Origin of the sequence: Solirubrobacter soli DSM 22325, from assembly GCF_000423665.1 — a bacterium.
Lineage (GTDB): Bacteria > Actinomycetota > Thermoleophilia > Solirubrobacterales > Solirubrobacteraceae > Solirubrobacter > Solirubrobacter soli.
This window is the reverse complement of record NZ_AUIK01000031.1, coordinates 83,461-108,453: the sequence shown is the minus strand read 5'-3', so window position 1 is coordinate 108,453 and position 24,993 is coordinate 83,461. Positions and strand designations below refer to the sequence as shown.

Below are 24,993 nucleotides of genomic sequence, written 5' to 3'. Positions count from 1 at the left end.
GTCGCAGTGGGAGTCGGCGTCGGCGTGGGAGTCGGCGTCGGAGTCGGAGTCGGAGTCGGCGTCGGCGTCGGAGTAGGCGTCGGCGTCGCCCCCACGACGACGACCGTTCCCGTCATGAAGTTGTGCGCGTCACAGAAGAAGTCGTACGTCCCCGGCGTGTTGAACCGGCAATTGCCCGCCCAGCCGGCGGGCGAGGGGAAGCTCGGGAGCGGCGGCACGGCCCCGACCACGGCGCCCGCGGTCTGGGTGCATGACGTCGGCGCGGTCGCGAAGTCGACGTTGTGGAAGCTGCCGCCGTTCGGATAGCTGAACGTGACGGTCTCGCCCGCGTTGATCGTGACCGTGCTGTCCCCGGTCGCGGGATTCTCGAACCCGAAATCGACCACGGTGATGTTTCCGGGCGCCGCTGCAGCGCCCGATCCAGGCGACCCGGCCGCCGAGGCGATTGCGGGTATACCGATTGCACCCACGGCGACGCATGCCAGCCATGGCATGTACCTCTTCCTGAGACCCAACGCCGACCCCCTTGGGAATGTTTAACCAAGGGCCATTACGCACGGCCTGCGAAGACCGTTCGACGCGTTGATCTATCTCAACAATTAAGCGAAGGAGCCGCGCGGATCGAGCACCGCGGTCTCGACGCGCTCGGCGATGCGCTCGGCCGTGAAGCCGACCTCTTCGTGCAGCAGCGCGGGAGCGCCGTGGGTCACGTAGCGGTCCGGGAGCCCGACGCGGAGGATGCGCGGTGCCAGCGCTCCCTCCTCGGAGAATGACTCCCACACGGCAGAGCCGAAGCCGCCCGCGAGCACGCCTTCCTCGATCGTGACCAGCAGCTCGTGCTCGGCGGCAAGGGCGGTCAACAGCGGGACGTCAAGCGGCTTGACGAAGCGAGCGTCGGCGACTGTGACATCGAGGCCGCGCTCCGCGAGCAGATCCGCGGCCGCCAGAGCCTTCCCGACGCCGGTCCCGTAACCGACCAGCGCCACGCGCTCGCCCTCGCGCAGGATCTCGCCCGTGCCGACCGGGATCAACGAAGGCGCAACCGGCAGCTCCACGCCCACACCCGCCCCGCGCGGGTAGCGCAGCGCGGCCGGCCCGTCCACGTGCAGGGCGGTGTGCAGCATGTGCACGAGCATCGCCTCGTCGCGCGGCGCCATCAGCGTGATGTGCGGGAGCGCCCGCAGGTACGCGATGTCGAAGACGCCGTGATGCGTCGGGCCGTCGTCACCGACCAGGCCGGCGCGGTCCATCGCGAACGTCACCGGCAGCTGCTGCAGGCAGACGTCGTGGACGATCTGGTCGAACGCGCGCTGCAGGAAGGTCGAGTAGATCGCCGCGACCGGGCGCATGCCGGTCAGCGCGGCGCCCGCCGCGAACAGCACGGCCTGCTGCTCGGCGATGCCGACGTCGAAGTAGCGCTCGGGCAGCGCCTTCTGGAGGATCGACAGGCCGGTGCCGGAGTTCATCGCCGCGGTGATGCCGATCACCCGCGGGTCGCGCTCGCACTCGCGCACCATCGCCTCGCCGAACACCTGGGTGTACTGCGGCGGCGCGGGCGTGGAGGGTCGCGACGGCGCCGGCATCCGCGACGCGATCGACTTCGGCTTGGCGGCATGCCACTTCTCCATGCCCTCCAGGCCGCCGTTCTCGGCCGGCGCGAAGCCCTTGCCCTTGACCGTGGCGCAGTGGATGACGACGGGGCGCTCGGCCTCGAACGCGGTCCGCAGCGCGCGGCGCATCGCGCGCACGTCGTGACCGTCGATCACGCCGAGGTAGGCCCAGTCGAGCTCCTCCCACCAGAGACCGGGCGCCCAGAACGCCTTCACGGACTCCTTGAAGCGCGGGCCGAGGCGCTCGAACGCCGCGCCGATCCCCGCCGGCAGCTTCGTGAGCTTCTCCTCGACGCCCTCGCGCGCCTCCCACAGGCCCGGATCGAGCCGGACGCGGTTCATGTACCGCGAGAGCGCGCCGACGTTCGGGGCGATCGACATCCCGTTGTCGTTCAAAATCACGACGATCGGCGTGCCGAGCCCACCGGCCTGCGACACGGCCTCAAACGCCACGCCACCGGTCATCGCGCCGTCGCCGATGACCGCGACGACCTTGCCGTCCTCGGCACCGCCGCGCTGCATGGCTTCCTTGATCCCGACCGCGTAGCCGATCGAGGTCGAGGCGTGGCCGGCGCCCATGATGTCGTGCTCGGACTCGGGGATCGAGCAGAACGGGGCGAGGCCGCCGTACTGGCGGATGGTGCTCAAAGCGTCACGCCGCCCCGTCAGGACCTTGTGCGGGTACGCCTGGTGACCGACGTCCCACAGGACCTTGTCACGCGGCGAGTCGATCAGCGAGTGCACCGCGACCGCGATCTCGCACGTCCCCAGGTTGGCGCCGAAGTGGCCGCCGATCTCCCCGACCGTGTCGATCAGCAGCTCGCGGACCTCCTGCGCAACGGCCTGCAGCTCATCCTCGGAGAGCGAATGCAGGTCCTGGGGGCGGTCGATCCGGGAGAGCAGTGAGGTCATGAAGTCCTGGTGGCGATGAAGTCGGTGATCTGGGCCAGTTCCTCCGCGCGCCCCGAGGCCGCACGGTCGAGCGCGGCGCGCGCGTTGCGGTGCGATTCCGCGGCCATGGCGCGGGCCCCGTCGAGTCCATAACGGCTCACGTAGGTCACCTTGCCGTGCCGCTCGTCGCTTCCCTGAGGCTTCCCGAGCGCGACATCCGTACCCGTGACGTCGAGGATGTCGTCGACGATCTGGAACAGGACCCCGAGCTCAGAAGCGAACGCACGGAAGTCCGGAAGTGTAGTCGAGCGCGTGTGATCGTCTGTTAGCAGCAACACGCAGTCGATCGCGGCCCCGATCAGCCGCCCGGTCTTGAGCTCGTGCAACCGGCGCAGCTGGGCGTCGTCGGACTCGTCGACGCCCGACACGTCGATGAACTGCCCGCCGACCATGCCCTGAACCCCCGACGCGGCGGTCAATTCGGCGAGACACGCGATCACCCGCGCGGGCTCGGCGTGCAGGTCGCGCAGCACCAGGCGGATCGCCTCCGCGTACAGCGCGTCACCCGCGAGGATCGCGATCGCCTCGCCGTAACGAACGTGACACGTCGGCCGGCCGCGGCGCAGCGAATCGTCGTCCATCGCCGGCAGATCGTCGTGGATCAGCGAGTAGGTGTGGATGAGTTCGAGGGCGCCCGCCAGCGGGAGCACCGCCTCGGTCGGCATCCCGATCGCGTGGGCCGTCGCGAGCGCCAGGACCGGCCGGATCCGCTTCCCGCCCGCCAGCAGCGAGTAGCGCATCGCCTCCTCCAGCCCGTCCGTCGCCGGCTCGGCGCTGAAGCGCAGACCCTCGAGGTAGACCTCGATGTCGGTGCGCAGGTGGTCCGGGTAGCCCAACTTCTCAGGACCCGAGCGCCATCTGTCCGGCGGCGACGGGCTCCGCGTCCGCGGCCCGGACCTGCCGGTCGAGCTCGGCGCCGGCCTCGATCGCCAGGCGGGCGCACTCCTCCACGAGCGCCGCGGCGCGATCGGACGGCAGCTCGCCCGCCCGCAGCGTGACGGCGGCGCGCTCGAGGCGCTCGATCAGGCGCTCAAGGGATTCCGGCGGCATCGGCCGCGCATTCTGGCACCCGCGTCGGCTATACGGCTTGCGCGCGCAGCACCGCGGCGAGGATCCCGTTCACGAACCCGGGGGCCTCGGCGCCGCAGAAGGCCTTGGCGGTCTCGACCGCCTCGTCGATCGCGCCCTCAGGCGGAATCGGCTTGTCGCCCTCGATCAGGTCGGGGTGCAGCATCTCCAGCAGCGCCGTGCGCAGGATGGCGCGTTCGAGCGGGGCGATGCGGTCGATCGTCCAGTTCTTCGCGTGGCGCTCGATGTAGACGTCGAGCTCCTCCGCGTTGTCCGCCGTCGCGTGGGCGAGCGCGCGGGTGAAGTGGCCGGCGTCGGACTCGAAGACGTCGTCGAGGGGGCGGCGGGTGAGATCGTGCTGGTAGAGCGCGAACACCGCAGCGCGCCGCTGTTCAGACCTGCGCATCGGCGGGTGAGGCTAGCGGAGCCTGGCCCACGGCTGCGAGGGCCCACGCCCAGGTTTCAGGCATTCTGGTTGTGCCGCGGCCGGCTAGCGCGCGTACGCCGGAGCGAGCTTCCGCGCCCGGGCGGGGTTCGCAAACAGCTCGCGGACGAGGAACGCGCCGAGGGGGAGCGTCCACGCGAGGTACATGAGCATCGGCGCCATCCCCGTGCGCAGCTCGAACGATTTGAACGTCAGCCACAGCGCGGCCGTGACCGCGAGGGCGATGACGGGTGGGCGCCGCTTCTCGGTCTCCCACGCGACGAGCGCGAGGATCAGCGGCAGGTGGTAGTAGCCCATGTTCCACGGGTCCAGCAGGCAGCGCTCAAGGGCGAGCAGCGCGAACAGGGCGAGCGCGTCCTCGCGCGGGCGGTCATGCCCCGCGCGCCACCACCAGGCGACGCTCAGCGGCAGCGCGAGGAACACGATCAGCGGGTGCGGGATCGGCGCCAGCCAGGCGGGCGAGGTGACGTCGCCGTGGCCGGCCGCGATCCACTCGGGGGTCGACGGGACGCCCAGCGGCCACCAGACCTGCCAGGGGTGGAAGAACGAGCCCGCGGCGATGCCCGAGTGGGCGCTGACGCTCGCCGCCGGGCGGGCGAGCAGGACGCCGCCGTAGACGAGCAGCGCGGCGGCGACGGGCGCGGCCAGGACGCGCAGCTTCGGCTTGGGGAGCGCGAGCGCGGCGGGCAGCAGCGCGAGCACGGCGGTCTGCTTGGACAGCACGCCGATCGTCAGCAGGACCGCGGAGAGCGTCGCCTTCTGGCGGACGGCGGCGAGGACGCCGGCGGTCGCTGCAGCGGCGGCGAGGACGTCTTCGGGATGGCCGGCGTCGAGCGCGAGGAATGCGGCGGGCGAGGCGGCGACGAGCAGCACCGCCAGGACCACGTGGGCGCGCTCGCGGACGTGCAGCGCCGTCGCGAGCCCCACGAGCATCAGTAGCCCCGGGAGCGCGTTGAGGCGGAACGTCCAGTCCATCCCGAGTCCGAGGAACGCCGTCGGCGCGCCGATCAGCGTCGCGAAGCCGCTATAGGCCGGCATCAGCCGCAGGAACTCGCCGGCGCCGTCGACGCGCAGGTGGAAGTACGCCGGCCAGGCCTCGACGAAGTAGTCGGCCCAGAAGACGTTGCGGGACCCGATGAAGAGCAGGAGAGCGGCGCAGCCGAGCGCGAACGGATGGCGGATCCTCACGGGATCCGTATCGGCTGCGCCGCGTGGGCGCTTAAGCGCGCGACATGTACGAGCCGGAGCGGGTGTCGACCTTGATCTTGTCGCCGATGTTCACGAACAGCGGGACGTTGACGGTCGCGCCCGTCTCGAGCGTCGCGGGCTTGTTGCCGCCGCCGGAGGCCGTGTCGCCGCGGACGCCCGGCTCCGTGTGGGTGACCTCGAGCTCCACCGACGCGCCGAGCTGGATGTCCGCCGGCTCGCCGTCGATGTAGAGCATGTCGACGCTCTCGTTGGGCTTGACCCACTTCAACGGCTCGGCCACGCTCGGCTCGGGCAGCGCGATCTGCTCGTAGGACTCCTCGTCCATGAAGTGCGCGTCGGTCCCGTCGGCGTAGAGGAACTGCATCTTGCGGGCCTCGGTGTGGATCGGCCGGAACTTCTCGCCGGCCCGGAACGTGCGATCGATCACAGCCCCGTCGGACGCGCGGCGCAGCTTGGTGCGCACGAACGCCCCACCCTTGCCGGGCTTGACGTGCTGGAACTCGATGATCTTGAAGACGACGCCTTCGACCTCGATGTGATTGCCGTTCTTGAACTGGTTCGTGGAGATCATGTGCGGGGGTTCAGGCTACCCCGTTTGTGGACCGTGACGCGCAAGCGCTGGGAGGCCACACGACGTGCGAGCGTCGTGCCCGGCCCGAGATCGAAGGCAGGTTGTCGCCTTGTACGCTCGCGGCGTGCTGGCTGCGCTTGGAGCCTGTTGCGCGCTGGCGGCGGCCCCGGGGCCGTCGGCGGCGGAGGCGCACAACTTCGCGGTGTCGCTCGCCCGGCGCGGGCCGCGGCCGGCCGCGTCAGCGTCCGAGCGCAGGGCGCATCAGCGCGTCGCCAAGCGTTTCCGGGCGGTCGGGCTGCGTGTGGGGTACGAGCGCTTCGACGTCCCCGGCAAGGGACGCTCGCGCGACGTGATCGGGATCCGGGACGCCGCCACCGACTGCCTGGTGATCGCGATGGCGCACACCGACAGCGTCCCGCCCGCGCCCGGGGCCGACGACAACGCGTCGGGCGTCGGGACGCTCGTCGCGCTCGCCCGGGCGCTGAGCACCGGCCCCGCGCCCGCCTGCGACGTCTGGCTGGTCGCGACCGGCGCCGAGGAACGGCCGTACACCGGGCAGCCGGACCACCTCGGGGCGAGCGCGCTCGTCGCCCGCCTGAGGCGGACCGGCCGGCTGAAGGACGTCAGGCTCGCGCTCTCGCTCGACGAGATCGGCCGCGGCACGCGCTTCGACCTGCACTCGACCGCCGCGAGCCCGCGCGAGGACGTGGAGAAGCTCTTCCTCAAACCCGGCGTGCGCTGGGTCCAGGACCCGAAGGGCGAAGGGAACTCCGACCACCGCGAGCTCGCGCGCGCCGGCGCGCCCGCCGCCAAGCTCGGCGTGGTCGACGAGCCGTGCCGTCACACGGCCTGCGACACCCCGGACCGCCTCCAGCGCAAGGCCTTCGCGCGTGTACTGGAGATCGTCTGGCCGGTTCTACGCGAAGCGCATTAGGCCCAGAACGTTCCCGCCCGGGTCGGCGACGAAGGCCAAGTCGCCGACCCCGTCGATGGTCGTGGCGGGCATCAGCACCCGCCCGCCGCCTGCCTGGACCGCTGCCAGCGCGACCCCGAGATCGTCGACCGAGAACGTCACCTCGGGCCCGTTGGTCGGCGCGTCCAGCAGGGCTCGCCGCCCCTGCACGACACCGATCGCCCCACCAGCACTTGACGTACGGAAGAACGCTGGGTAGGGATTCTCGAACGTCCAGCCGAACACGCTCTCGTAGAACGATCGGCTGGCGTCGACGTCGTCGGCGTTGAAGGCGAAGTGCGCGAGTTGGCCGTGCATACCGGGGCACACTACGCCTCAACGCTCAGTCGATTCCCAGCGCTGCTTTAGGACTCCGTTAGGTTTCGCGATGGGGTTCACGAAATGGCTTCAGCGTCCGTTCCTGCTCGCGCGACCTCGCGCCCACCTTGGGAGACGATCGTCGCGGTGGCGGCGGTCGTCTCGCTCGCCCTCTGGCCCCTCGAGATCCATCGCGCGTTCGGGCTCCCCGCCCACCCGCTGATCATCCACGTACCGGTGATCTTCGTCCCGATCCTGGGGCTCACCGTCCTCGCCGTGATGTTCAACTTCCGCTGGTTCGAGCGCTACGGCGTGCTCGTCGCGGCCTTCAGCGTCGCGGCGCTGGCCGGGACGCTGCTGGCGGTCGGCGCGGGGCAGGCGTTCCAGGAGGACCGCGAGCAGGGCTTCCCCGGCGGCGGGATCGAGAACCCGACGCTGCACGACCACGAGGACGCCGGGATCACGCTGCGCCTGATCATGGTGATCCTGACGGCGCTGCTCGTCGGCCTGCTGTGGGCGCGCCGCCTCCCGAACGCCGCCGTGCTGGTCCTGCGCGTTCTGGCGGTGCTGTTCGCGCTCGGCGCGATCGTGATGGTCATCCGCACCGGGCATCTCGGCGCGAAGCTCGCGTGGGGCGAACGAGAGGGCGGCCCGCCCGCCGGCTTCCAGGGCGGGGGCTTCCCCGGCCAGAACGGCCAGCCGCCGGCCGGCACCGCGCCCGACGGTGGCGGCGGGTAGTTGACAAAGTCAATCATGTCGTTGACACTGTCAACGACATGGCCGACCCCGCACAGATCGCGGCGCTGAGGGAGTTCAACCGCTTCTACACCACCCGCCTGGGCATGACCCGCCACGGGCTCCACAGCACGACGCACCCACTCGCGGAGGCGCGCGTGCTGTACGAGCTCGGCGCGAACGGGACGCAGGAGACGAGCGCGCTCAAGGAGGCGCTGGCGATCGACGCGGGCCAGCTCAGCCGGCTGGTCAAGCGCCTCCAACAGCAGGGCCTGCTGGAGCGGGTCCCCTCCCCCACGGACGCGCGCCGCCGGCAGGTGCGGCTCACCGCGAAAGGCGACGAGGCCTTCGCCCGCCTCGACCAGGGCTCGCGCGAGGAGGTCGGCGCGCTGCTCGACGGCCTCCCCGACCCGGACGCCGCGCTGCGCGCCATGCGCCACCTGCGAGCCGCGATCGAGCCCTCCACCCACGTGACCATCCGCGACCTGCAGATCGGCGACCTCGGCTGGCTGGTCGAGCGCCACGGCGTCCTCTATGCGCGCGAGTACGGCTGGGACGCGTCCTTCGAGCGCCTTGTCGCGAAGATCGCCGCGGAGTTCGATCCGACCACCGACCGGGCCTGGGTCGCCGAGGTCAACGGCGAGCGCGCCGGCGCGGTCCTGTGCGTGCACGACACGCCCGACACGGCCAAGCTGCGCACGCTGCTGGTCGAGCCGGCGGCCCGCGGGCTGGGCCTGGGCACGCAGCTCGTCGACCAAGTGGTCGAGCACGCGCGCAGACGTGGGTACAAGACCCTCACGCTGTGGACCAACGACATCCTCCACGCCGCCCGCCGCATCTACGAGCGGGCCGGCTTCACCCTCCAGCACGAGGCGCCGCACCACGCGTTCGGCCACGATCTGACCGAGCAGACCTGGTCCCTTACCCTCCAGGCATGGACCGAGACGCGTTGAGGGCGCTGCAGGCGCCGCTGAAGGAGTCGTACAAGACCGACCCGGAGAAGGCGCTGATCACGCTCAAGGCCTCCGGCAGGCTCGGTGAGGGGGTCACCTGCTCCGTCGAGACCGGGCGCGCGATCGCCGAGGCGGGCCTGCATCCCGCCACCGGCGGCGACGGCACGCAGCTGTGCTCGGGCGACATGCTGCTGGAGGCGCTCGTGGCCTGCGCGGGCGTCACGCTCGGCGCGGTGAGCACGAGCCTCGGCATCCCGATCGCCGACGGCCGCATCAAGGCCGAGGGCGACCTTGACTTCCGCGGGACCTTGGGCGTCGACCGCGAGGCGCCGGTCGGCTTCCGCGACATCCGCCTCAGCTTCGAGCTCGACACGGACGCCGACGACGAGCAGCTCGCCACCCTGCTGAAGCTGACCGAGCGCTACTGCGTGGTGCTGCAGACGCTCGCGCGCGGCCCGCAGCTCGACGTGACGATGGGACGCGCCACCGCCACGGCGGCCTAGAAACGACGAGGGCCCGCACCAGGCGGGCCCTCGAAACTCAACCTCGCAGCAGAAGCGCTAGTTGCGGATCTTCGGCTCCCACTGGTCGATGAACGGTGCGTACGCGGCCGACATCGACGGGTGCCGCTGGCACGTCCGCGAGTAGATGTCCGGCAGGCAGGGGTTGAACGGGTTCACGTAGGTCTTGAACGGCGCGGCCGGGTCGGAGACGGCCCTGCCGCCGCAGTTGCCGTTGCGGGGCCAGTTGCCCGCCATGTTGCGGCTGAGCTCCATGATGTTCGGGATGTCGTCGAAGTCCTGGTCGTCGGCGCCGTCGAGGATGCCGTCGCCATCGCTGTCGGCGTCGTAGGCCTTGGTGCCGACGTACGGGATCGGGTACTCGCCGTCCTCCGGGTAGCAGGCCTTCCACCAGCCGGCGGTCATCGGGCCGTTGACCTCGTCGTAGTTCGTGAGGCCGTCGGCGTCCTCGTCACGCTCGTCGTCGGAGACCTTGCCGTCGAAGTCGAGGTCCCAGTAGGTCAGCTCGGCGCGCTCCTGGTTGCCGGTCGGCACGGTCGTGACCGAGCCGCCGCCGTCCATGTCGTAGAGGTCGCGCGTGGCGCCGTAGGGCCGCAGGAAGACCTGGCCGTACCCGGTGCTGTCGGCCCAGCTGCGGAACGCCTGCGGGGGCTGGTAGTCGGTGACGTTCATGGTCGGCGTGTGCCGGCCGTTGCCGCCCGCGAGGACCGAGAGCGAGTACTGCAGGCCGTCCGAGTAGGACAGCGGGGTCAGCGTGCGCGCCGCCGTGTGGTTGACCTCGTACGTGTACTTCCAGAGCTTGTACTCCTCGCCCAGGTCCAGGCCGTCGCCGTCGTAGTCCTTGTCCGCGTCCTTGAAGAGCGGGTTCGGGTAGGCGGTCTTGGTCGGGTAGGGGATCGAGTAGTTCGGGTGCTGGTAGTCGTCGTTGTTGAGGTCGATCGCCGACTGGTACTCGAAGCCGTCCTCGACGCCGTCGCCGTCGGTGTCGCCCACGCACGGGTCGAGCAGGAGTGAGAGCTCGAGCGCGTCGCTGAGCAGGTCGTTGTCGTCGTCGAGGTCGACGCTGTTCTTGACGCCGTCGGAGTCGCAGTCGCCGTCCGGCGCGGTCGGGACCCCGGCGCCGCCGGAGTTGTCGCCGCCGCCGTTGGCCTTCTCCGGCCCGATCACCGGCGAGATGCCCTCGCGGGTGTAGGCCTTCGAGAGCTTCGCGGACAGGACCCGCAGGCGGAACCGCGTCGGGATCGGCAGGTTCCCCTGGGCGTTCATGTACTTCTCGAGCGTCTTGGGCACGACCACGACGAGCTGCTTGGTCGTCGAGACGTCGGCCTTGACGAACAGGGCCTTGCCCTTGTCGCGCCGGAACAGCACGCTGTTCTTGCCCTTCCCGCGCGTGAAGTTCTTGCCCTGGATCGTGAGCTTGGTGCCGACAGCGGCGGTCTTGGGCGTGACCTTGGTGATGACGGGCGCTTTTGCCTTCGCGCCCGCCGTGGCGGGCACGAGAAGCGCGCCGAGGGCGGCCGCGGCGACAGCGCGACGCAGCAGGGGGCGGGTGCGAGGTCGAAGTACCATCGACCTCGATATCGGCCATCGCGGCGGGCCACTTGAGCCGCCGCGCCTGGGGGACTGACCCTATTCGACGGTCAGGAGTTCCTTCGTCGTCTTCGAGAGGACATCGCGTCCGCCCTCCGTCACGACGACGAGATCCTCGATGCGCACGCCGCCCACGCCGGGCACGTAGACCCCCGGCTCGACGGTCACGACGTTGCCCGCCTCGAGCGCCGTGGTGCCGGAACGGGCCAGCCGCGGGCCCTCGTGGGTGACGATCCCGACGCCGTGCCCGAGGCCGTGCCCGAAGTGCTCGGCGTGGCCGGCGGCGTCGATGATGTCGCGCGCGACCGCGTCCACCTCGCGCCCGAGCGGGCCGGGCCGCACCGCGTCCAGCGCCGTGACCTGCGCGCGCAGCGTCAGCGCGTAGATCTCGCGCAGCTCGTCGGAGACGTTCGGCCCGGTCGCCCACGTGCGCGTGCAGTCCGAGCAGTAGCCGTCCAGGACCGCGCCGATGTCGATCGTGACCAGCGTGTCCGGCGCGATCGCGACGTCGCGCGGGGTCGCGTGCGGGAGCGCGCCGTGCTCGGCCGAGGCGACGATCGAGTCGAACGACGGCCCGGACGCGCCGCGCAGCCGCATCTCGTGCTCGAGCGCGATCGCGACGTCACGCTCGGTCCTGCCCACGATCCCGAGCTCGAGCAGCCAGCCGTAGATCTCGTCGACCAGCGCGGCGGCGGCGCCGATGCGCAGGATCTCCCCCGGCTCCTTGACCGCCCGGACCTCCTCCACGACGCCCGAGGCGGCCACGAGCTCGACCTCCGGGATCAGCTCTCCCAGACGCCGATGCGCCTTGACGGACAGGTGCGCGTCGTCGAATCCGAGCCGTCCGACGCCCTCGAGGCCCGTCAGCGCCGCGTAGAGCTCCTGCGGACCTTGCTCGCGGTCGAAGTCCGGGACCTCGACCTTGGCCTGCTCGACGTAGCGGAAGTCCGTCACGAAGCGGCGGACGTCGCGGCCCACGACCGCGAACCCGTTCGAGCCGGTGAACCCGGTGACGTAGCGCAGGTTCGCCGGGTCGGTGATCAACAGCGCGTCGACCTCGGAGAGCCGCCCCGCGACGCGATCAGCCCTGCTCATTCTCGAAAATCCTCTTGATCATGACCAACGCCTCCCGATAGCCGTCCGGGCCCTTGCCCGACACCTTGCCCGCCCGCACGTCCTCGAGCACCGAGACGTGGCGCCACGCCTCGCGCGCGTCGACGTCGGAGAGATGCACCTCGATCGCCGGCAGCCCCGCGATCTCGACGGCGTCGCGCAGCGACCACGCGTAGTGCGTCCACGCGCCGGGGTTGAGGATAAGGCCGTCGGCGTAGTCGGACGACTTGTGCAACTCCTCCACGAACTCGGCCTCGTGGTTGGTGTGGAAGAAGCTCGTCTGCAGGTCCAACTCACGCGCGAAGCGGCCGATCCGCTGCTCGAGCTGCGTGAACGTCAGATCGCCGTAGTGGTGCACGGGGCGTCGGTCGAGCGCGTCGAGGTTGATCCCGTGCAGGACGGCGACCCGGTTCCTCACGGCAGCAGGCCCCCGATCGCGGCGCGGACGTCGCGCTCGGACACCGGGGCGCCGGTGCGCACGTCACCCGGCGCCTCCACGAGCACGAACCCGACCTTGCCGCCGCGCTTCTTCTTGTCGCGCTGGACGGCGGCCAGCACGGCCTCGACGTCGATCGCGGGGTCGACGGTGATCGGCAGCCCGAGCCCTTCCAGCAGGTCGCTCACCTCGGAGCGCAGGTCGGGCTGGCCGGAGAGCGTGAGCGCCGCCAGCAGGCCGAGCCCGACCGCCTCGCCGTGGCGGTAGCGGGCGTAGCCGGTCGCGGTCTCGATCGCATGGCCGACCGTGTGGCCCAGGTTCAGCACCTGGCGGCGGCCGGCGTCGCGCTCGTCGCGCGCCACCACGGCCAGCTTGGTGCGGGCGCACGCGAGGACCAGGTCGCGGTCGACGATCCCCTCGCCGCGCCGTACGCGCGACCACAGCGGCCCGCCGGCGATCAGCGCCGTCTTGACCACCTCGGCCCAGCCGGCGGCGAGCTCCGCCGCGGGCAGGGTGGCCAGCGTGCGCGGATCGGAGAGCACCGCGCGCGGCTGGTGATAGGCGCCGACGTAGTTCTTGCCCTCCGGGAGGTCCACACCGGTCTTTCCGCCGTACGCGGAGTCGACCTGGGCGACGAGCGTCGTCGGCACCTGCACGACGCCGACGCCGCGCTGGTAGACCGCGGCGCAGAAGCCCGCCACGTCACCCACGACGCCGCCGCCCAGGGCGGCGACGTGGTCGTCGTGGTCCATCCCCGCCGAAGCGAGCCCGCGCAGCAGGATCTCGGCGTTGGCGAGCGTCTTGGCCGCCTCGCCCGCCGGCATGGCGAACGTCGCCGTCGCGCCGGGGACGCGGTCGCCGTGGACGGCGCCGACGGTCTCGTCGGTCAAGAGGAAGCGGCGGCCGCGCACCGGCCAGAAGTCGCCGTCGAGCACGTCGCCCACGTAGACCGGGTAGTTCGCTGTGCCCGCGATCGCCCACACGACCTTCACGCCCGGCGGGATCTTGCGCAGCGCGCCCGCGGCGCGGCGGACGGTCTCGGCGCCGCCGTCGAGCAGGACCGCGTCGGCCAGCGCCTCGTAGACCGGCGCACGCTCGGCGTGCAGCGCGGCGAAGCGCTCGCGGTCGCGCGCCAGCGGCCGGCGCTTGCCGCCGGCGCGGCGCCAGGCGGTCGGCTCGTCGACGTCGAGCATCACGACGGTGTGCTTGGCCAGCAGCTCGCGCACCCGCGCGGAGCCGATCGCGCCGCCGCCGATCGAGATCACCGGCGCGGGCGGCGTCTCCAGCACCTCGGCGACGACGTCCTCCTCGATCTCGCGGAACGCGCGCTCGCCGTGGGAGGCGAAGTAGTCCTCGATCGAGGTGCCGAGGCGCTGCTCGAGCTCGCGGTCGGTGTCGATCGCCCGCACGCCGAGCGCGGCGGCGGCGGCCCGGGCGCCGGTCGTCTTGCCGGCGCCCATGAACCCGATGAAGACTAGGGCCGGGGTTTCCATCCGATGCGCTCGCAATAGGCGCCTACGGCGGTCTTGACGTCGTCGATGTGGTCGCCGCCGAACTTGTCACGGTAGGCGCCGGCCAGCACGATCGCCAGCATCGCCTCCCCCACGACGCCCGCGGCCGGGACGACGCAGGAGTCGGTGCGCTCGCGCAGTGCCTGGGCGGGCTCGCGGGTGGCGATGTCGACCGAGCGCAGCGGCTTGGTCAGCGTCGGGATCGGCTTCATCGCGACGCGGGCGATCAGCGGCTCGCCGGTCGTCATGCCGCCTTCCAGCCCGCCGGACCGGTTGGTCTCGCGGTAGTAGCCGCGCTCGGAGGAGTAGAAGATCTCGTCGTGCGCCTCGGAGCCCGGGCGGCCGGCGAGGTCGAAGCCGTCGCCGAGGCCGACGCCCTTGGCGGCCTGGATGCTCAAAAGCGCCATTCCGATCAGCCCGTCGAGCCGCTGCTCCCAGCTGACGTGCGAGCCCAGCCCGGGAACCAGGCCGAACGCCCGCAGCTCGAAGATCCCGCCGATCGACTCGTTGCGCTTGCGCAGGACGTTGATCTCGCCGACCATCTCCTTGCTCGCGGCGGCGTCCAGGCAGCGGACGGGCGAGGCGTCGACGTCGGCGAAGTCATCCAGCGCCAGCGAGTGCGGGTCCGGCGCCTGGATCGACCCGATCTGGGTCACGTGGGAGACGACGGTCACGCCGAGCGCGGCCAGGAACGCCTTGGCCAGCGCGCCTCCCGCGACCCGCGCCGCGGTCTCGCGGGCACTCGCCCGCTCGAGCACGTTGCGCACGTCGGTGAACCCGAACTTCTGCACGCCGGCGAGGTCGGCGTGGCCCGGGCGCGGCAGGTGCACCTCGGGCACGTCGGCCTCGACCGGCCACGGGTTCATCCGCTCTTCCCAGTTCTTGAAGTCGCGGTTGGTCACCTGCAGCGCGACCGGCCCGCCCAGCGTGCGGCCGTGACGGACCCCGGCGGTGACCTGCGCCGAGTCCTTCTCGATCTTCATGCGGCCGCCGCGCCCGTGACCGAGCTGGCGGCGGGCCATGTCGCCGTCGATGGCCTCCTGATCGAGCTCGAGGCCCGCGGGAAGCCCCTCCACGATCGTGGTCAGGCCCGGCCCGTGCGACTCCCCCGCGGTGACGACATGCAATGGCACGGCCAGCATCCTACGAGGGCCCAGCCCGGATCGACCGGTGATCCGTGGATGACTCGTGGTCGTGGGCACCGCTGATCGTCGATCGGCCGGGTTCCCTCAGGGTGGTTCCCTTCGGGTCCCGGCCGATCGGCGAGGAGCGCTGTCCACGGCCGCGAGGCGCCGCGGGGACCGGTGGATCCGGGCTCAACCGGCAACGGCGGGCCCGAGGGGCCCGCCGTGCGCTTCATCGGCTCCCGCCGCGAGTGGGTTACAGAGAGGAGAGCGGCGTCTTGGCGCCCTTCGGAGCCAGATGCAGCAGCCCCGTCGTGGCGTCGAAGACGTACCGGTTGCGGCGCCGCAGCGGGAACCGCTTGCTCGTCAGCGACGACGAGGACGCCTTGGCCAGCGACTGCGTCGCGGTGGCGTTCGGGTCGCTGACCTTCTCCTTGGTCTGCTTCTTGTAGACCTTCACGAGGTCCAGCTGGAACTGGGCGTTCGTGGCCTCGTCGTTCGTGTCGGCGATCGTGAGGAACTCGGTCTCGCCGGCCCGCAGCTTGATGTACTGGCAGTCCTCCGGCGTCGGCGAGCACTTCGCGTCGCCCTCGGCCTCGACCTCGCCCGTGAGCTCGAAGATCGCGGCCTTGCCGTTGTCGACGACCCCGCGGTAGACGATCACCGGGTTCTTCTCGTCCGGCAGGACGGACAGGCGCTCGATCGTGCTCACCGGCAGCTCGTCGCTGTCGGTGGTGCCGAAGCGGACCTTGACCGAGTAGGCGGGGATCGTGACCGTCGGCGCGGGCGTCGCGGTCGGCGCGGCGCTGACCGGCGGCAGGGCACCGCCCGAGCCGTCGGACGAGGGGGTGTCCGTGGTCGGCGTGGACTGCGCGTCGTCCTTGGCGGCCTTCGCCTTGACCTTCTTGACCTTCGGCAGCTCCTCGGGCTCGAACGGGTCCTTGAGCGCGCCGAGCACGCGGCGGCGCTTGCCGTTCTCGGCCGGCTGGGGCGCGGAGACGAACGTCGCCGGCAGCGGCTCCACCTTCTTGGCGTTCGCCGCCTCGGCGAGCGCGGTGGACTCCGGCTCCTTGGCCAGCAGCAGCGGCACGGCCACGAGGGCGCCCAGCAGCACCAGGGCGACGGGCCAGAGCTTGCGCCGGACGATCTGGCGCAGGGTGTCGGTGATCACGTTCATCGGGTCAGCCTGCGGTCGCGGTCGTACCGCTCGGCGCCGCGCCGGTGGTCCCGGCGGACGGCGTGGCGGCCGTGGTGGTCGAAGGGGTGCTGGTGGTGCCGGGGTCGGCGACCTCGGTGGTCTCCGGGACGATGTAGGCGCTCGCGCCGACATCCGCCTGCAGGCCGGGCCAGCCGTCCTGGGCCGGCTGGATCTTCAGGCTCTCGACGCGCAGCAGCCGGCCGCGGACGTCGATCTTGTCGCCCTGGAGCGTCACGAAGCTCTCCAGCCGCGTGAAGAAGTTGCCGAGCGACCCGAACGTCCCCGTGAAGGTGAACTGGAACGGCATCGCCGAGAAGGCGCCGGTGCTGATCGCGCCGGGCGTCTTGGGCGCCGCGACGCCGGTCGTCGCCGCACCGCCGCCACCGGAGGCGTTGAGGTTGACCGTGTCGAAGTCGATGCCGCTGCGCTTGGCGGACGTGTCGAGCTGCACCATCAGCGAGCGCATGTCGTCGTCGGTGGGCACGGCCTTGCCGAGCCGCACCATCGTCGCGTAGTTGGTCTTGTACTCCTTCTGTGCGCCCTCGTAGGTCGCGATCAGGCTCTGCGTCTGCACGAGCTGGGCCTCGGCGACGGCGACGTCCTGGTCGAGCTTGGCGGCCTCGGCGCGCTTGGGCGCGAGGGCGAGCTTCCAGTACCCGCCGACCGCGGCACCGGCCACGACGACGAGCAGGAGGAGGCGGATCGAACGGCTCACTTGGTCGCCCCTTCCGCGGGCTGCTGGGCGGTCGTGCCCGCCGGCGTCGCCGAAGGCGTGGCCGTCGGGGACGGGGTCGGCGTGGGGCCGACCTGCCCGGTGGACGTGGTCGGGGTGGTGGAGACGGCGGCGGTCGCCTTCTCGAAGAACATGACGATCTGGAACGCCGGGCGCTTGCCGGCGCCGCACGGGAGCGAGTTGCGCTGGGCCAGCCGCTCCTTCGCGGTGCGGCCCGGCTGCTGGGGCTCCTCGACCAGCGCGGAGGTCGAGTTGGCGAGCGAGACGCGGGTGACGCCGTCGATGTCACCCAGGCGGGCCATCAGCCGCGCGACCTGGGTCTGACCGGGCGCGCAGCCCTGGACGGTGATCGCGGGCGAGGAGATCGCGCCGCGCAGTGCGCTGCCGCCGCCACCGGAGGAGCTGATGTCGCCCTCGAGGGACTTCAGCGTCACGTCCTGGGGGATCGCCCGCGAGAGGTCGCGCAGCGTCTGCTCCCAGTCGAAACGCGAGCCGGCCAGGTCCTTGACCGTCTGCACCCGGGCGCGGGCGGACGCGTCGAAGTCGGCGTACGGCTTGAGCTTGGCCGCCTGGTTCTGCAGTGCGGTCTGGCGCGCCTGGGCCTGAGCGAGGTCGGTCTGGCGTTGCTTGACGGTGTTGTCGGTCAGGACGTAGCCTGCCGCGCCCGCGACGCACGCGGCGAGGACACCGAGGACGACGAAGGGGCCCGCGCCGCCCTTGGCCTCCGGGCCGGCGCCGAGATCGGCGGAGACCTTCGAGGCGCCGCGCGTGTCGGGGGGAAGGAGGTTGACGGCTCTCATCGCTCCTGGTATCGGCACTGCCTTTCAGCGCCTTGAGCGAGGTGGGGCCTTCCCCCTAGGGTGGGCGCGTCTACGTGAAGGTGTCGAGGTACCAGTCCACGAGATCGTTGCCCCAGAAGAGGCCGATCAGGCTGCCGAAGGCGAGCCAGGGACCGAACGGGATGCCCTTCTTGCGGCCCTCCTTGGCGCCCAGGCGCGCGATCACGACCGCGCCGACGACGGTTCCCGCGATCAGCGCGGCGAAGATCGCCGGCACGACCGCGCGGCCGAGGAAGAGGCCCATCACGGCCGCGAGCTTGACGTCCCCCATGCCCATGCCGGCGGGATAGACGATCGCGGCGACGAGGAAGAACCCGCCCGCCCCGAGCGCGGCGATGATGTGCTCCGTGAGGTCGTCGCGCTGGAAGGCGATCACCAGCGCGAGCGCAGCGACCGCGCCGATCGCGGACAGGACGTTCGGGATGATGTGGTGCTCGAGGTCGATCAGCGTGATCGGGACGAGCAGCAGTACGAAGACGATCGGCAGCCACACGTCGCGGTCGGCGCCGAACTCGAGCACGCACGCGGCGCACAGCAGGCCCGTGACCGCTTCGACGATCGGGTACTTGGGCGAGATCGGCGCCCCGCAGGCGCGGCACTTGCCGCGCAGCCACAGCCAGCCGAGGACCGGGACGTTGTCGTAGGCCTTGATCCGGGTGCCGCAGCTCGGGCAGGCCGAAGGCGGGTGGACCAGGGACTCGCCGCGCGGCAGCCGGTAGGCCACCACGTTGAGGAAGGAGCCGACGATCGCTCCGAGGATCGCGGCAATCACGGCCGCCACACCGACGCTCATTTCACCTCGACCTCCCCGGGGGTCCCTGGACCCCCGGGTCGGTGCCTCCGCACACGCTCGCCAGGGTCGTCATCGCGGCGTGCAGTGTGGCGGACGGAAGGGGATGATGCGCCGCGCCTCTACGCGCGTTCGGCGATCGCGAGGCCGGCGGCGACCGTCAGGCGGCCCGCGTCGACGTCCTCGGGGGCGGCGATGACGCGCGCCTCCAGCGGCAGGCGCAGCTGCTCACTCAGACGCTCCACAAAGCCGGGGATCGTGACCGCGGCGCCGGTGACGACGCCCAGCTCGACCGTCTCGGCGGCGTCCTGGGTGCGGTAGAAGTTCAGCGAGGTGCGGATGCTGTCGGCGAGCTCGCGCACGCCGTCCTCGAGCGCGGTGCGCGTGCCCGCGATCAGGTCCGCGTCGCCCTCGATGCCGTCCAGCGGCGCGGCGAGGCCGACGTGGGTCATCCAGGCCCGGGCGTGCTCGAGCGTGAGCCCGCGGCGCTCGGCCAGGTTGGAGGCGATCGTCTCGACGCCGCCCGCCGAGGCGCGCGTGAACAGGCAGCCGCTCGCGTTGGCGACGGCCACGTTGACCAGGCCGGCGACGTTGATGTAGAGGACGGCGCCCTCGTGCTCTGAGGCGAGCGCGCGGACCATGCCGAACGCGGAGAGGTCGATGCCCTCGAGCTTGAGCCCCGCGCCCTCGAGGGCGGCGGCGGCGCGCTCGACCATCTCGCGGCGGACCGCGACGACGACGACGCGCGAGCGCAGGCCGAGCGGCGTGTTGACGACGCCGAGCGGCTGGAAGTCCAGGACCGCCTCGTCCATCGGCATCGGGATGTGGTCCGGCGCAGCGGCCTTGACCGCGGCGGCCAGCGCCTTCGGGTCGTCGAGCGTCGCCTCGAGGTCGAGCGTGCGCACGACGATGCGCTGGTGGGCGATGCCCAGCCGCACGGTCTTGGGGAGCTCGTGCTCGGCGAAGAGCGCCTTGACGGCCTCGGCCAGGGCGACGGGATCGGCGACCTCGCCGTCGCGCATGATGCCGGGCCGGAGCTCGGCGACCGCGCCGCGGGTCAGGGTGAGGGAGCCGTCGACCGAGACCTCGGCGGCAGCGACGTGGCCCGCGTCGAGCTCGAGCCCGACGACGCTGGCCTGCTGGGACTTCTTCTTCTTACGGAGCACGAGGCTGTTATCGGCAGAATCTTGAGGCGGCTTAAACGCACGAAGCGGGCCCGAGGGCCCGCTTCGCGGAGGGTTCAAATCAGGTAGTGGGGACTACCAGGAGCCGGAGGCGTTGCAGCCGCCCGTGCTCGGCTTGTCGCAGGAACGCGTGACGGTGCCGCCCGTGTTCGTGATCGAGAACTTCGTGCCGGACGAGCTCTTCGAGGTGACCGAGATCGTGTAGTTGCTCGGGCCCTGCGCCGTGATGGCGAGGGACGAAGCGTTGGCCAGGGCCGGCTCGATCGAGACGAGCGAGTTGGTGGCACCCGTCGCCGTGACGCCGGCGTAGGTCTGGTTGTCCGTGTACCACGTCTCCATGGCGGTCTGGGCCGTACGGACGTCGCTCTTCGCGCCGGAATCCTGAGCCTTGGCGCGCTGGTTGAGGAACGCGGGCAGGGCGATCGCGGCGAGGATGCCGATGATCAGGATGACGACCAGGAGCTCGATGAGCGTGAAGCCCTTCTCGTCCTGAGCGCGCTGGCGAAGCTTGTGGAGCATGTGGGTGAACCCTCCTGAAGGGATCGTTGGGCCTGTGGTGTTTGCCTTGCCAGGTCCTTGGTCCCGTTCTGCCGGAAGTGGCAGCCCGGCCAACTCCGCATCCGACGGAGCCCCGTGGCTTTGCGCCTCGTCCTCGCGGACGATTTGCCTTTGACACCTCGGTCTGGCTACTCCCGGTATCGGCACTTCGCGTGGCGTCCTTTACCCCCAACTAAGCTGACATGGGGTGATGACCCGACGGACAACCGTGATCGTGCTGGCGCTCTTGGGCCTGATGGTCCTCGTCGTCACCATCTCACCCCCGGACCAGGGCTCGAAAAACGGCTCTACAGCGTCGGTTGCGCCCACTGCGACCGCCTCCGCGGACTCGCTGACCGACCCCGACGCCTTCGACGTCACGATGAAGCTCTCGACTGCGCCAGGTCCTGCCGGCAAGACGGTGGACGCCGAGATCGGCGATCGGGTCCAGATCATCGTGGACGGCGACGAGCCGGACAGCGTGGCGTTCGGCGATGTCTCCGTCGAGGACGTCGAGACGGACACGCCGGCGGAGTTCGAGTGGCTGGCCGACACGCCGGGCACGTACCCGCTCGTGCTGCTCAGCGACAACCGGACGCTGGGGACGCTCGAGGTCCATTAACGGGCTCGGCCCGCCGGGGGCGGGCCGAGTGGACTAGCGGGCCGGGACCTGTTCGTGGACCCTGACGACATCCCATGCGGAGTCGAGCGGGCTCAGGAAGTACGGGGGTGACCGGTACCGGAAGCGGTCGTCGTACCAGTAGTTCTTGGTGAAGCCGGTGACGATCGTCGTGCCGCTGAACGTCGACACCGTGCCGCGGTAGCGCTGGGCGATGGCGCCGACGATGGTCAGCGTGCCGAGCTTGCCGCAGTTGTAGTTGTCGGCGATGAACGAGTGCTTGAGCGACAGGATCGCCGCCTCGATGCGCACGTTCAGGACCGTCGGCTCGTTGGTCGGCGCGTAGTTGTCGCAGTCGCCGCTGGAGTCGGTCGCGACGCGGTGGCCGACGCGGATGAAGTTGTCGGCGATCAGGCCGAGCGTGGCGTCCGACGCGCCCTTGAGGTCCGAGTCGGTCGAGTTGTTGTTGAGCTTGGCGCCGATCGTCGGCTTGACGATGATGTCGTTGCGCGACGCGATCGTCAGCGACTTGGCGTAGGTGCCGCTCACGTAGACGTTGCCGCAGGCCGCCGCCTCGTCGTAGTTGGCGTCGGTCGGGTACTCGCCCGAGCACGTGCCGGCGTTGTCGACATAGAGCACGCCGTTGTTCGGCCAGGCCACGCCCGTCCTGGTCGTCGAGGTGCCGTTGGCCGCGTAGTTGGTGACGTCCATCGTCGTGTTGTTGAGCCGGATGATCGTCTTGCCCGTGTAATACGTGCCGTTGGACTGCGCGACCTCCGCGAGCTTCTGGTTGGACTGCGGCATCTGCAGGTACTTGGCGTTCGGCGTGAACTTGCCGGTCGGCGTGTTGATCGTCGGGTTGGTGGAGCAGCCGGTGTAGCTACGGCTGCCCTGCGTCACCGACTGGCGCCCGGCGTAGCCCGGCAGCGGGCCGCGGACCTCGATCGTGTCCGTCTTCGGGCTCATCGTCGCGCCGCCGATCGTCTTGTCGCGACCGAACGTCGGCGTGCCGCAGGTCATCAGGCTCTCGTCGTTGGTGTGCAGCGGGCCGTTGACCTTGTCGCCGTCCGGGAAGGTGATCTCGTTCCCGTACGGGCAGCCGTTCGCGGTCGTCGACGCGCGCGCCGTGCGGTACTTCTCCGCGCACTTGGACAGTGCCGTCGCGCGAGCCGTCGAGTCCGACAGCGCGTTCGGGTCGATGTCCTCGAACTCGGTGAAGTACACGAAGTTCAGGAACGAGTCGCGGCGGAACGTCGCCACGATGCTGCGGTGCATCGACGAGCTCGGCGACGGCCGGCCGGTGAAGCGGACCTTGAACGTGCCCGTGGACTCGTCGATGATCGACTTCTGGTCGGTCGTGACGCAGCCGTTCGGGTAGTTCTTGGTCTCGAGCAGCTCGATCGTGTACTGCGCCGTGGTGCCGGGCACCGTGCGCCAGGTGCGGGGGTCGTTGCCGGCCCCGTCCCACTGCAGGTTGATCGGGCTCCGCTCCGACGCGTTGGGGTCGGGCGCCTTGTCGCACAGGGTCCAGTAGTCCGGGTCCTGCTGCAGGTGGTTGAGATAGAAGGCGAGACCGGCCTCCGCAGCCGCGTAGGTCGACTTGCGGTTCTTGGCGGTCGCCGACTGCGGCAGGTCGCCGTTGACCGCGGCGAACGACGCGGCCACGAACATCGCCGTGACGGTCAGCGCCATCAGCACGATGAACATCGAGAAGCCGCGCTCGGAGCGGATCGCGGGGCGCTGGTTCAGATGCATGTCGGCCTCGGGTTGGCGGAGTCGGGATCGACGGTGCGGACGGTGATCTCGTCCTGGATCACCGTCGAGCCGCGGACGGTGTTCTTCCCCGCCGGGAGCACGCGGAAGTTGATCCGGATGCGGGCGACCTGCGCCGCCTCGGCGTCGGTCAGCGTGGCGCCGTTCGCGCCGAGCTGCACCGTGGTCGCCGGCGGGGTCGCGGTGTCATACGCCCAGTAGGTGAAGATCGGCAGGTCGTTCCCGCCCGCGTCCTTGACCGGCATCGCCTCCGAGAGCTCGGTGCGCGTCGTCTGACCGGTCGCGCTCGCGTAGGTGACGCCGTTGACGTCGCTGGCACCGGGGCGGATCGTCTCGTTGATGGTGGCGCCGAGGAGCAGCCCGGTGGTCGGATTGACGGCCCCGCCGCTCAGCGCGATCGTGCGCAGCGTCGGGATCGGCATCGCCGTGACGCCGGTCCTCCAGCTCTCGTCGGCCGTGTCGCCGAAGAACGTGATCGAGTTGGGACCCGCCGCATAGACCGAGCGGGCGGTCGTCATCGCCGTGCCGTCCGTGCGCAACACGCAGACCTGGGAGCGCAGGTCGCGGGTGATGTTGTCCATCGCCTGGCGGGCGCGCTGCGTGGTCTCCACGCGCGAGCTCGTCTCGCCGGACCGCTTCATCACGGCCTCGACCAGGGAGAACGCCGCGAGCGAGACGATCATCGCGATCGAGATGGCCGCGAGGGCCTCGGTGAGCGTCATGCCGCGCTCGTCGCGAAGGCGGCTGATCAGCACGTCGTCGTCCCCTGCCAGCCGCTCGACACGGCGATCGTCGTCAAGCCCTGCGCAGTCGACTTCGTGTTGTCGAAGCTCCCTGCTGCGACGCCCTTGTTGTTCGTCTTGTCCCGCAGGCAGATCGTGTAGTTCCCGTACGGCAACCCCGGGTCGTACGTCGTCGAGTCCTGCGAGACGTAGCCGTAGTAGTTCGGCGAGGACGGGCGCGTTCCCCACCCCGTCGGCGGGTAGTCCATGACCGTGTACTTGAAGACCTCGTCGGTGCAGGTGTCCGAGGCGAACGCGGCCGGCTTGACGAGCGTGAAGACCACGTCGATCGATCCGACGGCGAAGCTCGTTCCCGCCGAGTTGCGCGTGACGCGCATGTTCAACGGCGGTTGGTAGACGTACGCCGGCTGGTTCGGCCTGCTGGGGTCTGCGGTGATCGAGGCGCCGGGGTTCGTCGTGGTGAAGTAGTCGGTGGCGCCGAGCTTGGCCGGGCTCTGGTACTGGCACTCGCCGGTGAAGAAGCCGTACGGAGAGGACGGGTACGGGAAGAGGTTGGTGAGCGTGAATGTGCTCGCGCTGGTGCCTGACGCAGGCGTCCAGGTCTTCAGCGAGCCATTGGAGCTGATGTCCGTGATCTCGCGTGCCTTCGAGGCCAGCGTCGAAGACGTGCTAAGCGCCGTACCCGGCTGGTACGTGCGGACGTTGACGATCGAGGAGGAGCAGCGGTCGTAGCGGACCGTGACGAAGCTGACCGTGTTGGCGCTGACCGTCTGGTCGCGGCTGACGTTCGTGTTGCCCAGTTCGTCGCAGAAGCCCGACTGGCTGAGCGTGATCGTGTAGGCGCCGACGTCGACCGAGCGCCAGAGGACGCAGCCGTTCTGGTCGGTGACCTGCGTGCCCAGCGCCGATGGGCCGGTGCCGCTGACCGCGATGCCCGCCAGGCCGTTGCCGTTGCGGTCGACGATCTTGGCGCCGATCGTGCCGTGGGACTGGGAGTAGGCGACGCTCGGGCTGACCAGCGAGTCGATCTTGACCGGCGGGATCCTCGTCCCGGTGATCGCCGACGTCACCGTCGTGGTGATGTGGAAGTACTCGGCGTTGTTGCTCGAGTTGCCGCAGGCCGGGGTGCCGCCCGTGTCGTCGGTGACCCACTGGGCCTCGGACTTGATCGTGTAGGTCGCGCCGTCGATCGTCTGCGGCGCCATCTGCGGCACGGCGCGCAGGGTCTCGACCGACATCGAGCGCATCCGCTCCTGATCCTGCTCGGCCAGTGCGCCGGCGACCGCGCGGGCCTTCTCACGCGCCGACGAACCCTGGGCGCCGTCGATTCCGGACAGAACCGCCAGCGCGACGATGGCGAGCACCACCGCGCTGACGATGACTTCGATCATCGCGAAGCCGGCTTCTGAAGAAGAGCGCGATTTGGCCATCGGGAGGTTCATCGGCGGTTGTCAGCCGCGGGTTGAGCCG

Annotated in this window: 27 protein-coding genes and 1 riboswitch; of the genes, 5 read left to right on the top strand and 22 right to left on the bottom strand. The window is 70.7% G+C overall.

Annotated elements, in window-relative coordinates; translation table 11 throughout:
- The 7 genes from G569_RS0125065 to efp all read right to left on the bottom strand — a co-directional run.
- The coding region (locus tag G569_RS0125065; RefSeq protein ID WP_028065466.1) for a cupredoxin domain-containing protein at positions 1–386 on the bottom strand (386 nt) is incomplete at its 3' end.
- A gap of 213 nt (positions 387–599) precedes the next feature.
- On the bottom strand, positions 600–2,522 hold the full coding sequence (gene dxs, locus G569_RS51350) for a 1-deoxy-D-xylulose-5-phosphate synthase (protein WP_037498925.1): 1,923 nt from the start codon (positions 2,520–2,522) through the stop codon (positions 600–602).
- The gene (locus G569_RS0125055; RefSeq protein WP_028065465.1) at positions 2,519–3,397 is read right to left on the bottom strand and encodes a polyprenyl synthetase family protein; all 879 of its coding nucleotides are present in this window, start codon (positions 3,395–3,397) and stop codon (positions 2,519–2,521) included. The genes dxs and G569_RS0125055 overlap by 4 nt, the downstream gene beginning before the upstream one ends.
- A 4-nt stretch (positions 3,398–3,401) precedes the next feature.
- The gene (locus G569_RS0125050; protein ID WP_028065464.1) at positions 3,402–3,611 is read right to left on the bottom strand and encodes a hypothetical protein; all 210 of its coding nucleotides are present in this window, start codon (positions 3,609–3,611) and stop codon (positions 3,402–3,404) included.
- Positions 3,612–3,639: 28 nt separating this feature from the next.
- The gene (nusB, locus tag G569_RS0125045) at positions 3,640–4,035 is read right to left on the bottom strand and encodes a transcription antitermination factor NusB (protein WP_053226948.1); all 396 of its coding nucleotides are present in this window, start codon (positions 4,033–4,035) and stop codon (positions 3,640–3,642) included.
- Positions 4,036–4,119: 84 nt separating this feature from the next.
- Positions 4,120–5,262, bottom strand: coding sequence for an MptA/MptB family glycosyltransferase (locus G569_RS0125040; protein ID WP_028065462.1), 1,143 nt, complete (start codon positions 5,260–5,262; stop codon positions 4,120–4,122).
- 31 nt (positions 5,263–5,293) lie between these two features.
- A complete protein-coding gene (gene efp, locus G569_RS0125035) occupies positions 5,294–5,854 on the bottom strand; it encodes an elongation factor P (protein ID WP_028065461.1) in 561 nt (186 codons plus the stop codon).
- A 124-nt stretch (positions 5,855–5,978) separates the two neighbouring features.
- On the opposite strand from efp, the gene G569_RS58865 reads away from it, so the two are divergent.
- Positions 5,979–6,788 carry a M28 family metallopeptidase gene (locus G569_RS58865; protein ID WP_157592295.1) on the top strand — a complete coding sequence of 270 codons (810 nt, stop codon included), beginning with the start codon at positions 5,979–5,981 and terminating at the stop codon, positions 6,786–6,788.
- Here the strand turns inward: G569_RS58865 and G569_RS0125025 are convergent.
- The gene (locus G569_RS0125025; RefSeq protein ID WP_028065460.1) at positions 6,771–7,124 is read right to left on the bottom strand and encodes a VOC family protein; all 354 of its coding nucleotides are present in this window, start codon (positions 7,122–7,124) and stop codon (positions 6,771–6,773) included. The genes G569_RS58865 and G569_RS0125025 overlap by 18 nt on opposite strands.
- Positions 7,125–7,208: 84 nt before the next feature.
- Here G569_RS0125025 and G569_RS0125020 point away from each other — a divergent pair, with 84 nt between their 5' ends.
- Genes G569_RS0125020 through G569_RS0125010 form a run of 3 tightly spaced genes read left to right on the top strand, consistent with a single transcriptional unit; the run spans position 7,209 to position 9,315 of the window.
- The gene (locus G569_RS0125020) at positions 7,209–7,862 is read left to right on the top strand and encodes a DUF2231 domain-containing protein (RefSeq protein ID WP_157592294.1); all 654 of its coding nucleotides are present in this window, start codon (positions 7,209–7,211) and stop codon (positions 7,860–7,862) included.
- Positions 7,863–7,900: 38 nt separating this feature from the next.
- Entirely contained in the window at positions 7,901–8,812 is a 912-nt protein-coding gene (locus tag G569_RS0125015; protein ID WP_028065458.1) for a bifunctional helix-turn-helix transcriptional regulator/GNAT family N-acetyltransferase, read from the top strand.
- Positions 8,794–9,315, top strand: coding sequence for an OsmC family protein (locus G569_RS0125010; RefSeq protein WP_028065457.1), 522 nt, complete (start codon positions 8,794–8,796; stop codon positions 9,313–9,315). Before G569_RS0125015 ends, G569_RS0125010 begins: the two co-directional genes overlap by 19 nt.
- A gap of 57 nt (positions 9,316–9,372) precedes the next feature.
- Here the strand turns inward: G569_RS0125010 and G569_RS0125005 are convergent, their stop codons facing one another.
- The 11 genes from G569_RS0125005 to G569_RS66060 form a co-directional block, all read right to left on the bottom strand.
- On the bottom strand, positions 9,373–10,902 hold the full coding sequence (locus G569_RS0125005; protein ID WP_084285529.1) for an IPT/TIG domain-containing protein: 1,530 nt from the start codon (positions 10,900–10,902) through the stop codon (positions 9,373–9,375).
- 60 nt (positions 10,903–10,962) lie between these two features.
- Entirely contained in the window at positions 10,963–12,018 is a 1,056-nt protein-coding gene (locus tag G569_RS0125000; protein WP_028065455.1) for a M24 family metallopeptidase, read from the bottom strand.
- On the bottom strand, positions 12,005–12,454 hold the full coding sequence (locus G569_RS0124995) for a type II 3-dehydroquinate dehydratase (RefSeq protein ID WP_028065454.1): 450 nt from the start codon (positions 12,452–12,454) through the stop codon (positions 12,005–12,007). Before G569_RS0124995 ends, G569_RS0125000 begins: the two co-directional genes overlap by 14 nt.
- A complete protein-coding gene (locus G569_RS0124990; RefSeq protein WP_028065453.1) occupies positions 12,451–13,965 on the bottom strand; it encodes a bifunctional shikimate kinase/3-dehydroquinate synthase in 1,515 nt (504 codons plus the stop codon). Before G569_RS0124990 ends, G569_RS0124995 begins: the two co-directional genes overlap by 4 nt.
- The gene (aroC, locus tag G569_RS0124985) at positions 13,947–15,116 is read right to left on the bottom strand and encodes a chorismate synthase (protein WP_028065452.1); all 1,170 of its coding nucleotides are present in this window, start codon (positions 15,114–15,116) and stop codon (positions 13,947–13,949) included. Before aroC ends, G569_RS0124990 begins: the two co-directional genes overlap by 19 nt.
- A gap of 247 nt (positions 15,117–15,363) precedes the next feature.
- Positions 15,364–16,284, bottom strand: a complete 921-nt coding sequence (locus G569_RS0124980) for a hypothetical protein (protein ID WP_028065451.1) — start codon at positions 16,282–16,284, stop codon at positions 15,364–15,366.
- Between the two features lie 4 nt (positions 16,285–16,288).
- A complete protein-coding gene (locus G569_RS0124975) occupies positions 16,289–17,020 on the bottom strand; it encodes a type IV pilus inner membrane component PilO (protein WP_028065450.1) in 732 nt (243 codons plus the stop codon).
- Positions 17,017–17,838, bottom strand: a complete 822-nt coding sequence (locus tag G569_RS0124970) for a PilN domain-containing protein (protein WP_028065449.1) — start codon at positions 17,836–17,838, stop codon at positions 17,017–17,019. Before G569_RS0124970 ends, G569_RS0124975 begins: the two co-directional genes overlap by 4 nt.
- 70 nt (positions 17,839–17,908) lie before the next feature.
- Positions 17,909–18,670, bottom strand: a complete 762-nt coding sequence (locus G569_RS0124965) for a prepilin peptidase (protein WP_028065448.1) — start codon at positions 18,668–18,670, stop codon at positions 17,909–17,911.
- Positions 18,671–18,789: 119 nt separating this feature from the next.
- Positions 18,790–19,833 carry a pilus assembly protein PilM gene (pilM, locus tag G569_RS0124960; protein ID WP_028065447.1) on the bottom strand — a complete coding sequence of 348 codons (1,044 nt, stop codon included), beginning with the start codon at positions 19,831–19,833 and terminating at the stop codon, positions 18,790–18,792.
- A 93-nt stretch (positions 19,834–19,926) separates the two neighbouring features.
- Positions 19,927–20,370, bottom strand: a complete 444-nt coding sequence (locus G569_RS66060) for a type IV pilin protein (protein WP_064750446.1) — start codon at positions 20,368–20,370, stop codon at positions 19,927–19,929.
- Positions 20,371–20,446: 76 nt separating this feature from the next.
- A riboswitch (cyclic di-GMP riboswitch) is annotated at positions 20,447–20,529 on the bottom strand.
- A 70-nt stretch (positions 20,530–20,599) separates the two neighbouring features.
- On the opposite strand from G569_RS66060, the gene G569_RS0124950 reads away from it, so the two are divergent.
- Complete coding sequence (locus G569_RS0124950; RefSeq protein WP_157592293.1) at positions 20,600–21,010, top strand: hypothetical protein; 411 nt, start codon at positions 20,600–20,602, stop codon at positions 21,008–21,010.
- Between the two features lie 33 nt (positions 21,011–21,043).
- Here the strand turns inward: G569_RS0124950 and G569_RS0124945 are convergent, their stop codons facing one another.
- The 3 genes from G569_RS0124945 to G569_RS0124935 are packed head-to-tail and all read right to left on the bottom strand — an operon-like array spanning position 21,044 to position 24,914.
- Positions 21,044–22,762 carry a hypothetical protein gene (locus G569_RS0124945; protein ID WP_028065445.1) on the bottom strand — a complete coding sequence of 573 codons (1,719 nt, stop codon included), beginning with the start codon at positions 22,760–22,762 and terminating at the stop codon, positions 21,044–21,046.
- A complete protein-coding gene (locus G569_RS0124940) occupies positions 22,753–23,502 on the bottom strand; it encodes a PilW family protein (RefSeq protein ID WP_157592292.1) in 750 nt (249 codons plus the stop codon). The genes G569_RS0124945 and G569_RS0124940 overlap by 10 nt, the downstream gene beginning before the upstream one ends.
- A 26-nt stretch (positions 23,503–23,528) precedes the next feature.
- On the bottom strand, positions 23,529–24,914 hold the full coding sequence (locus G569_RS0124935; RefSeq protein WP_028065443.1) for a type IV pilus modification PilV family protein: 1,386 nt from the start codon (positions 24,912–24,914) through the stop codon (positions 23,529–23,531).
- Between the last annotated feature and the right edge of the window lie 79 nt (positions 24,915–24,993).

Bases quoted from the DNA above. Each gene is read 5' to 3' on its own strand.
- G569_RS0125015 (WP_028065458.1), top strand. From the start codon at position 7,901: ATGGCCGACCCCGCACAGATCGCGGCGCTGAGGGAGTTCAACCGCTTC.
- G569_RS0124980 (WP_028065451.1), bottom strand. From the start codon at position 16,284: ATGAACGTGATCACCGACACCCTGCGCCAGATCGTCCGGCGCAAGCTC.
- G569_RS0124940 (WP_157592292.1), bottom strand. From the start codon at position 23,502: ATGACGCTCACCGAGGCCCTCGCGGCCATCTCGATCGCGATGATCGTC.
- G569_RS0124935 (WP_028065443.1), bottom strand. From the start codon at position 24,914: ATGATCGAAGTCATCGTCAGCGCGGTGGTGCTCGCCATCGTCGCGCTG.
- nusB (WP_053226948.1), bottom strand. From the start codon at position 4,035: ATGCGCAGGTCTGAACAGCGGCGCGCTGCGGTGTTCGCGCTCTACCAG.
- G569_RS0125010 (WP_028065457.1), top strand. From the start codon at position 8,794: ATGGACCGAGACGCGTTGAGGGCGCTGCAGGCGCCGCTGAAGGAGTCG.
- G569_RS0124970 (WP_028065449.1), bottom strand. From the start codon at position 17,838: ATGAGAGCCGTCAACCTCCTTCCCCCCGACACGCGCGGCGCCTCGAAG.
- G569_RS0124950 (WP_157592293.1), top strand. From the start codon at position 20,600: ATGACCCGACGGACAACCGTGATCGTGCTGGCGCTCTTGGGCCTGATG.
- G569_RS0125020 (WP_157592294.1), top strand. From the start codon at position 7,209: ATGGCTTCAGCGTCCGTTCCTGCTCGCGCGACCTCGCGCCCACCTTGG.
- G569_RS0125005 (WP_084285529.1), bottom strand. From the start codon at position 10,902: ATGGTACTTCGACCTCGCACCCGCCCCCTGCTGCGTCGCGCTGTCGCC.
- G569_RS0124990 (WP_028065453.1), bottom strand. From the start codon at position 13,965: ATGGAAACCCCGGCCCTAGTCTTCATCGGGTTCATGGGCGCCGGCAAG.
- G569_RS0125025 (WP_028065460.1), bottom strand. From the start codon at position 7,124: ATGCACGGCCAACTCGCGCACTTCGCCTTCAACGCCGACGACGTCGAC.
- efp (WP_028065461.1), bottom strand. From the start codon at position 5,854: ATGATCTCCACGAACCAGTTCAAGAACGGCAATCACATCGAGGTCGAA.
- G569_RS66060 (WP_064750446.1), bottom strand. From the start codon at position 20,370: ATGCTCCACAAGCTTCGCCAGCGCGCTCAGGACGAGAAGGGCTTCACG.
- G569_RS0125050 (WP_028065464.1), bottom strand. From the start codon at position 3,611: ATGCCGCCGGAATCCCTTGAGCGCCTGATCGAGCGCCTCGAGCGCGCC.
- dxs (WP_037498925.1), bottom strand. From the start codon at position 2,522: ATGACCTCACTGCTCTCCCGGATCGACCGCCCCCAGGACCTGCATTCG.
- G569_RS0124945 (WP_028065445.1), bottom strand. From the start codon at position 22,762: ATGCATCTGAACCAGCGCCCCGCGATCCGCTCCGAGCGCGGCTTCTCG.
- G569_RS0124965 (WP_028065448.1), bottom strand. From the start codon at position 18,670: ATGAGCGTCGGTGTGGCGGCCGTGATTGCCGCGATCCTCGGAGCGATC.
- G569_RS0125000 (WP_028065455.1), bottom strand. From the start codon at position 12,018: ATGAGCAGGGCTGATCGCGTCGCGGGGCGGCTCTCCGAGGTCGACGCG.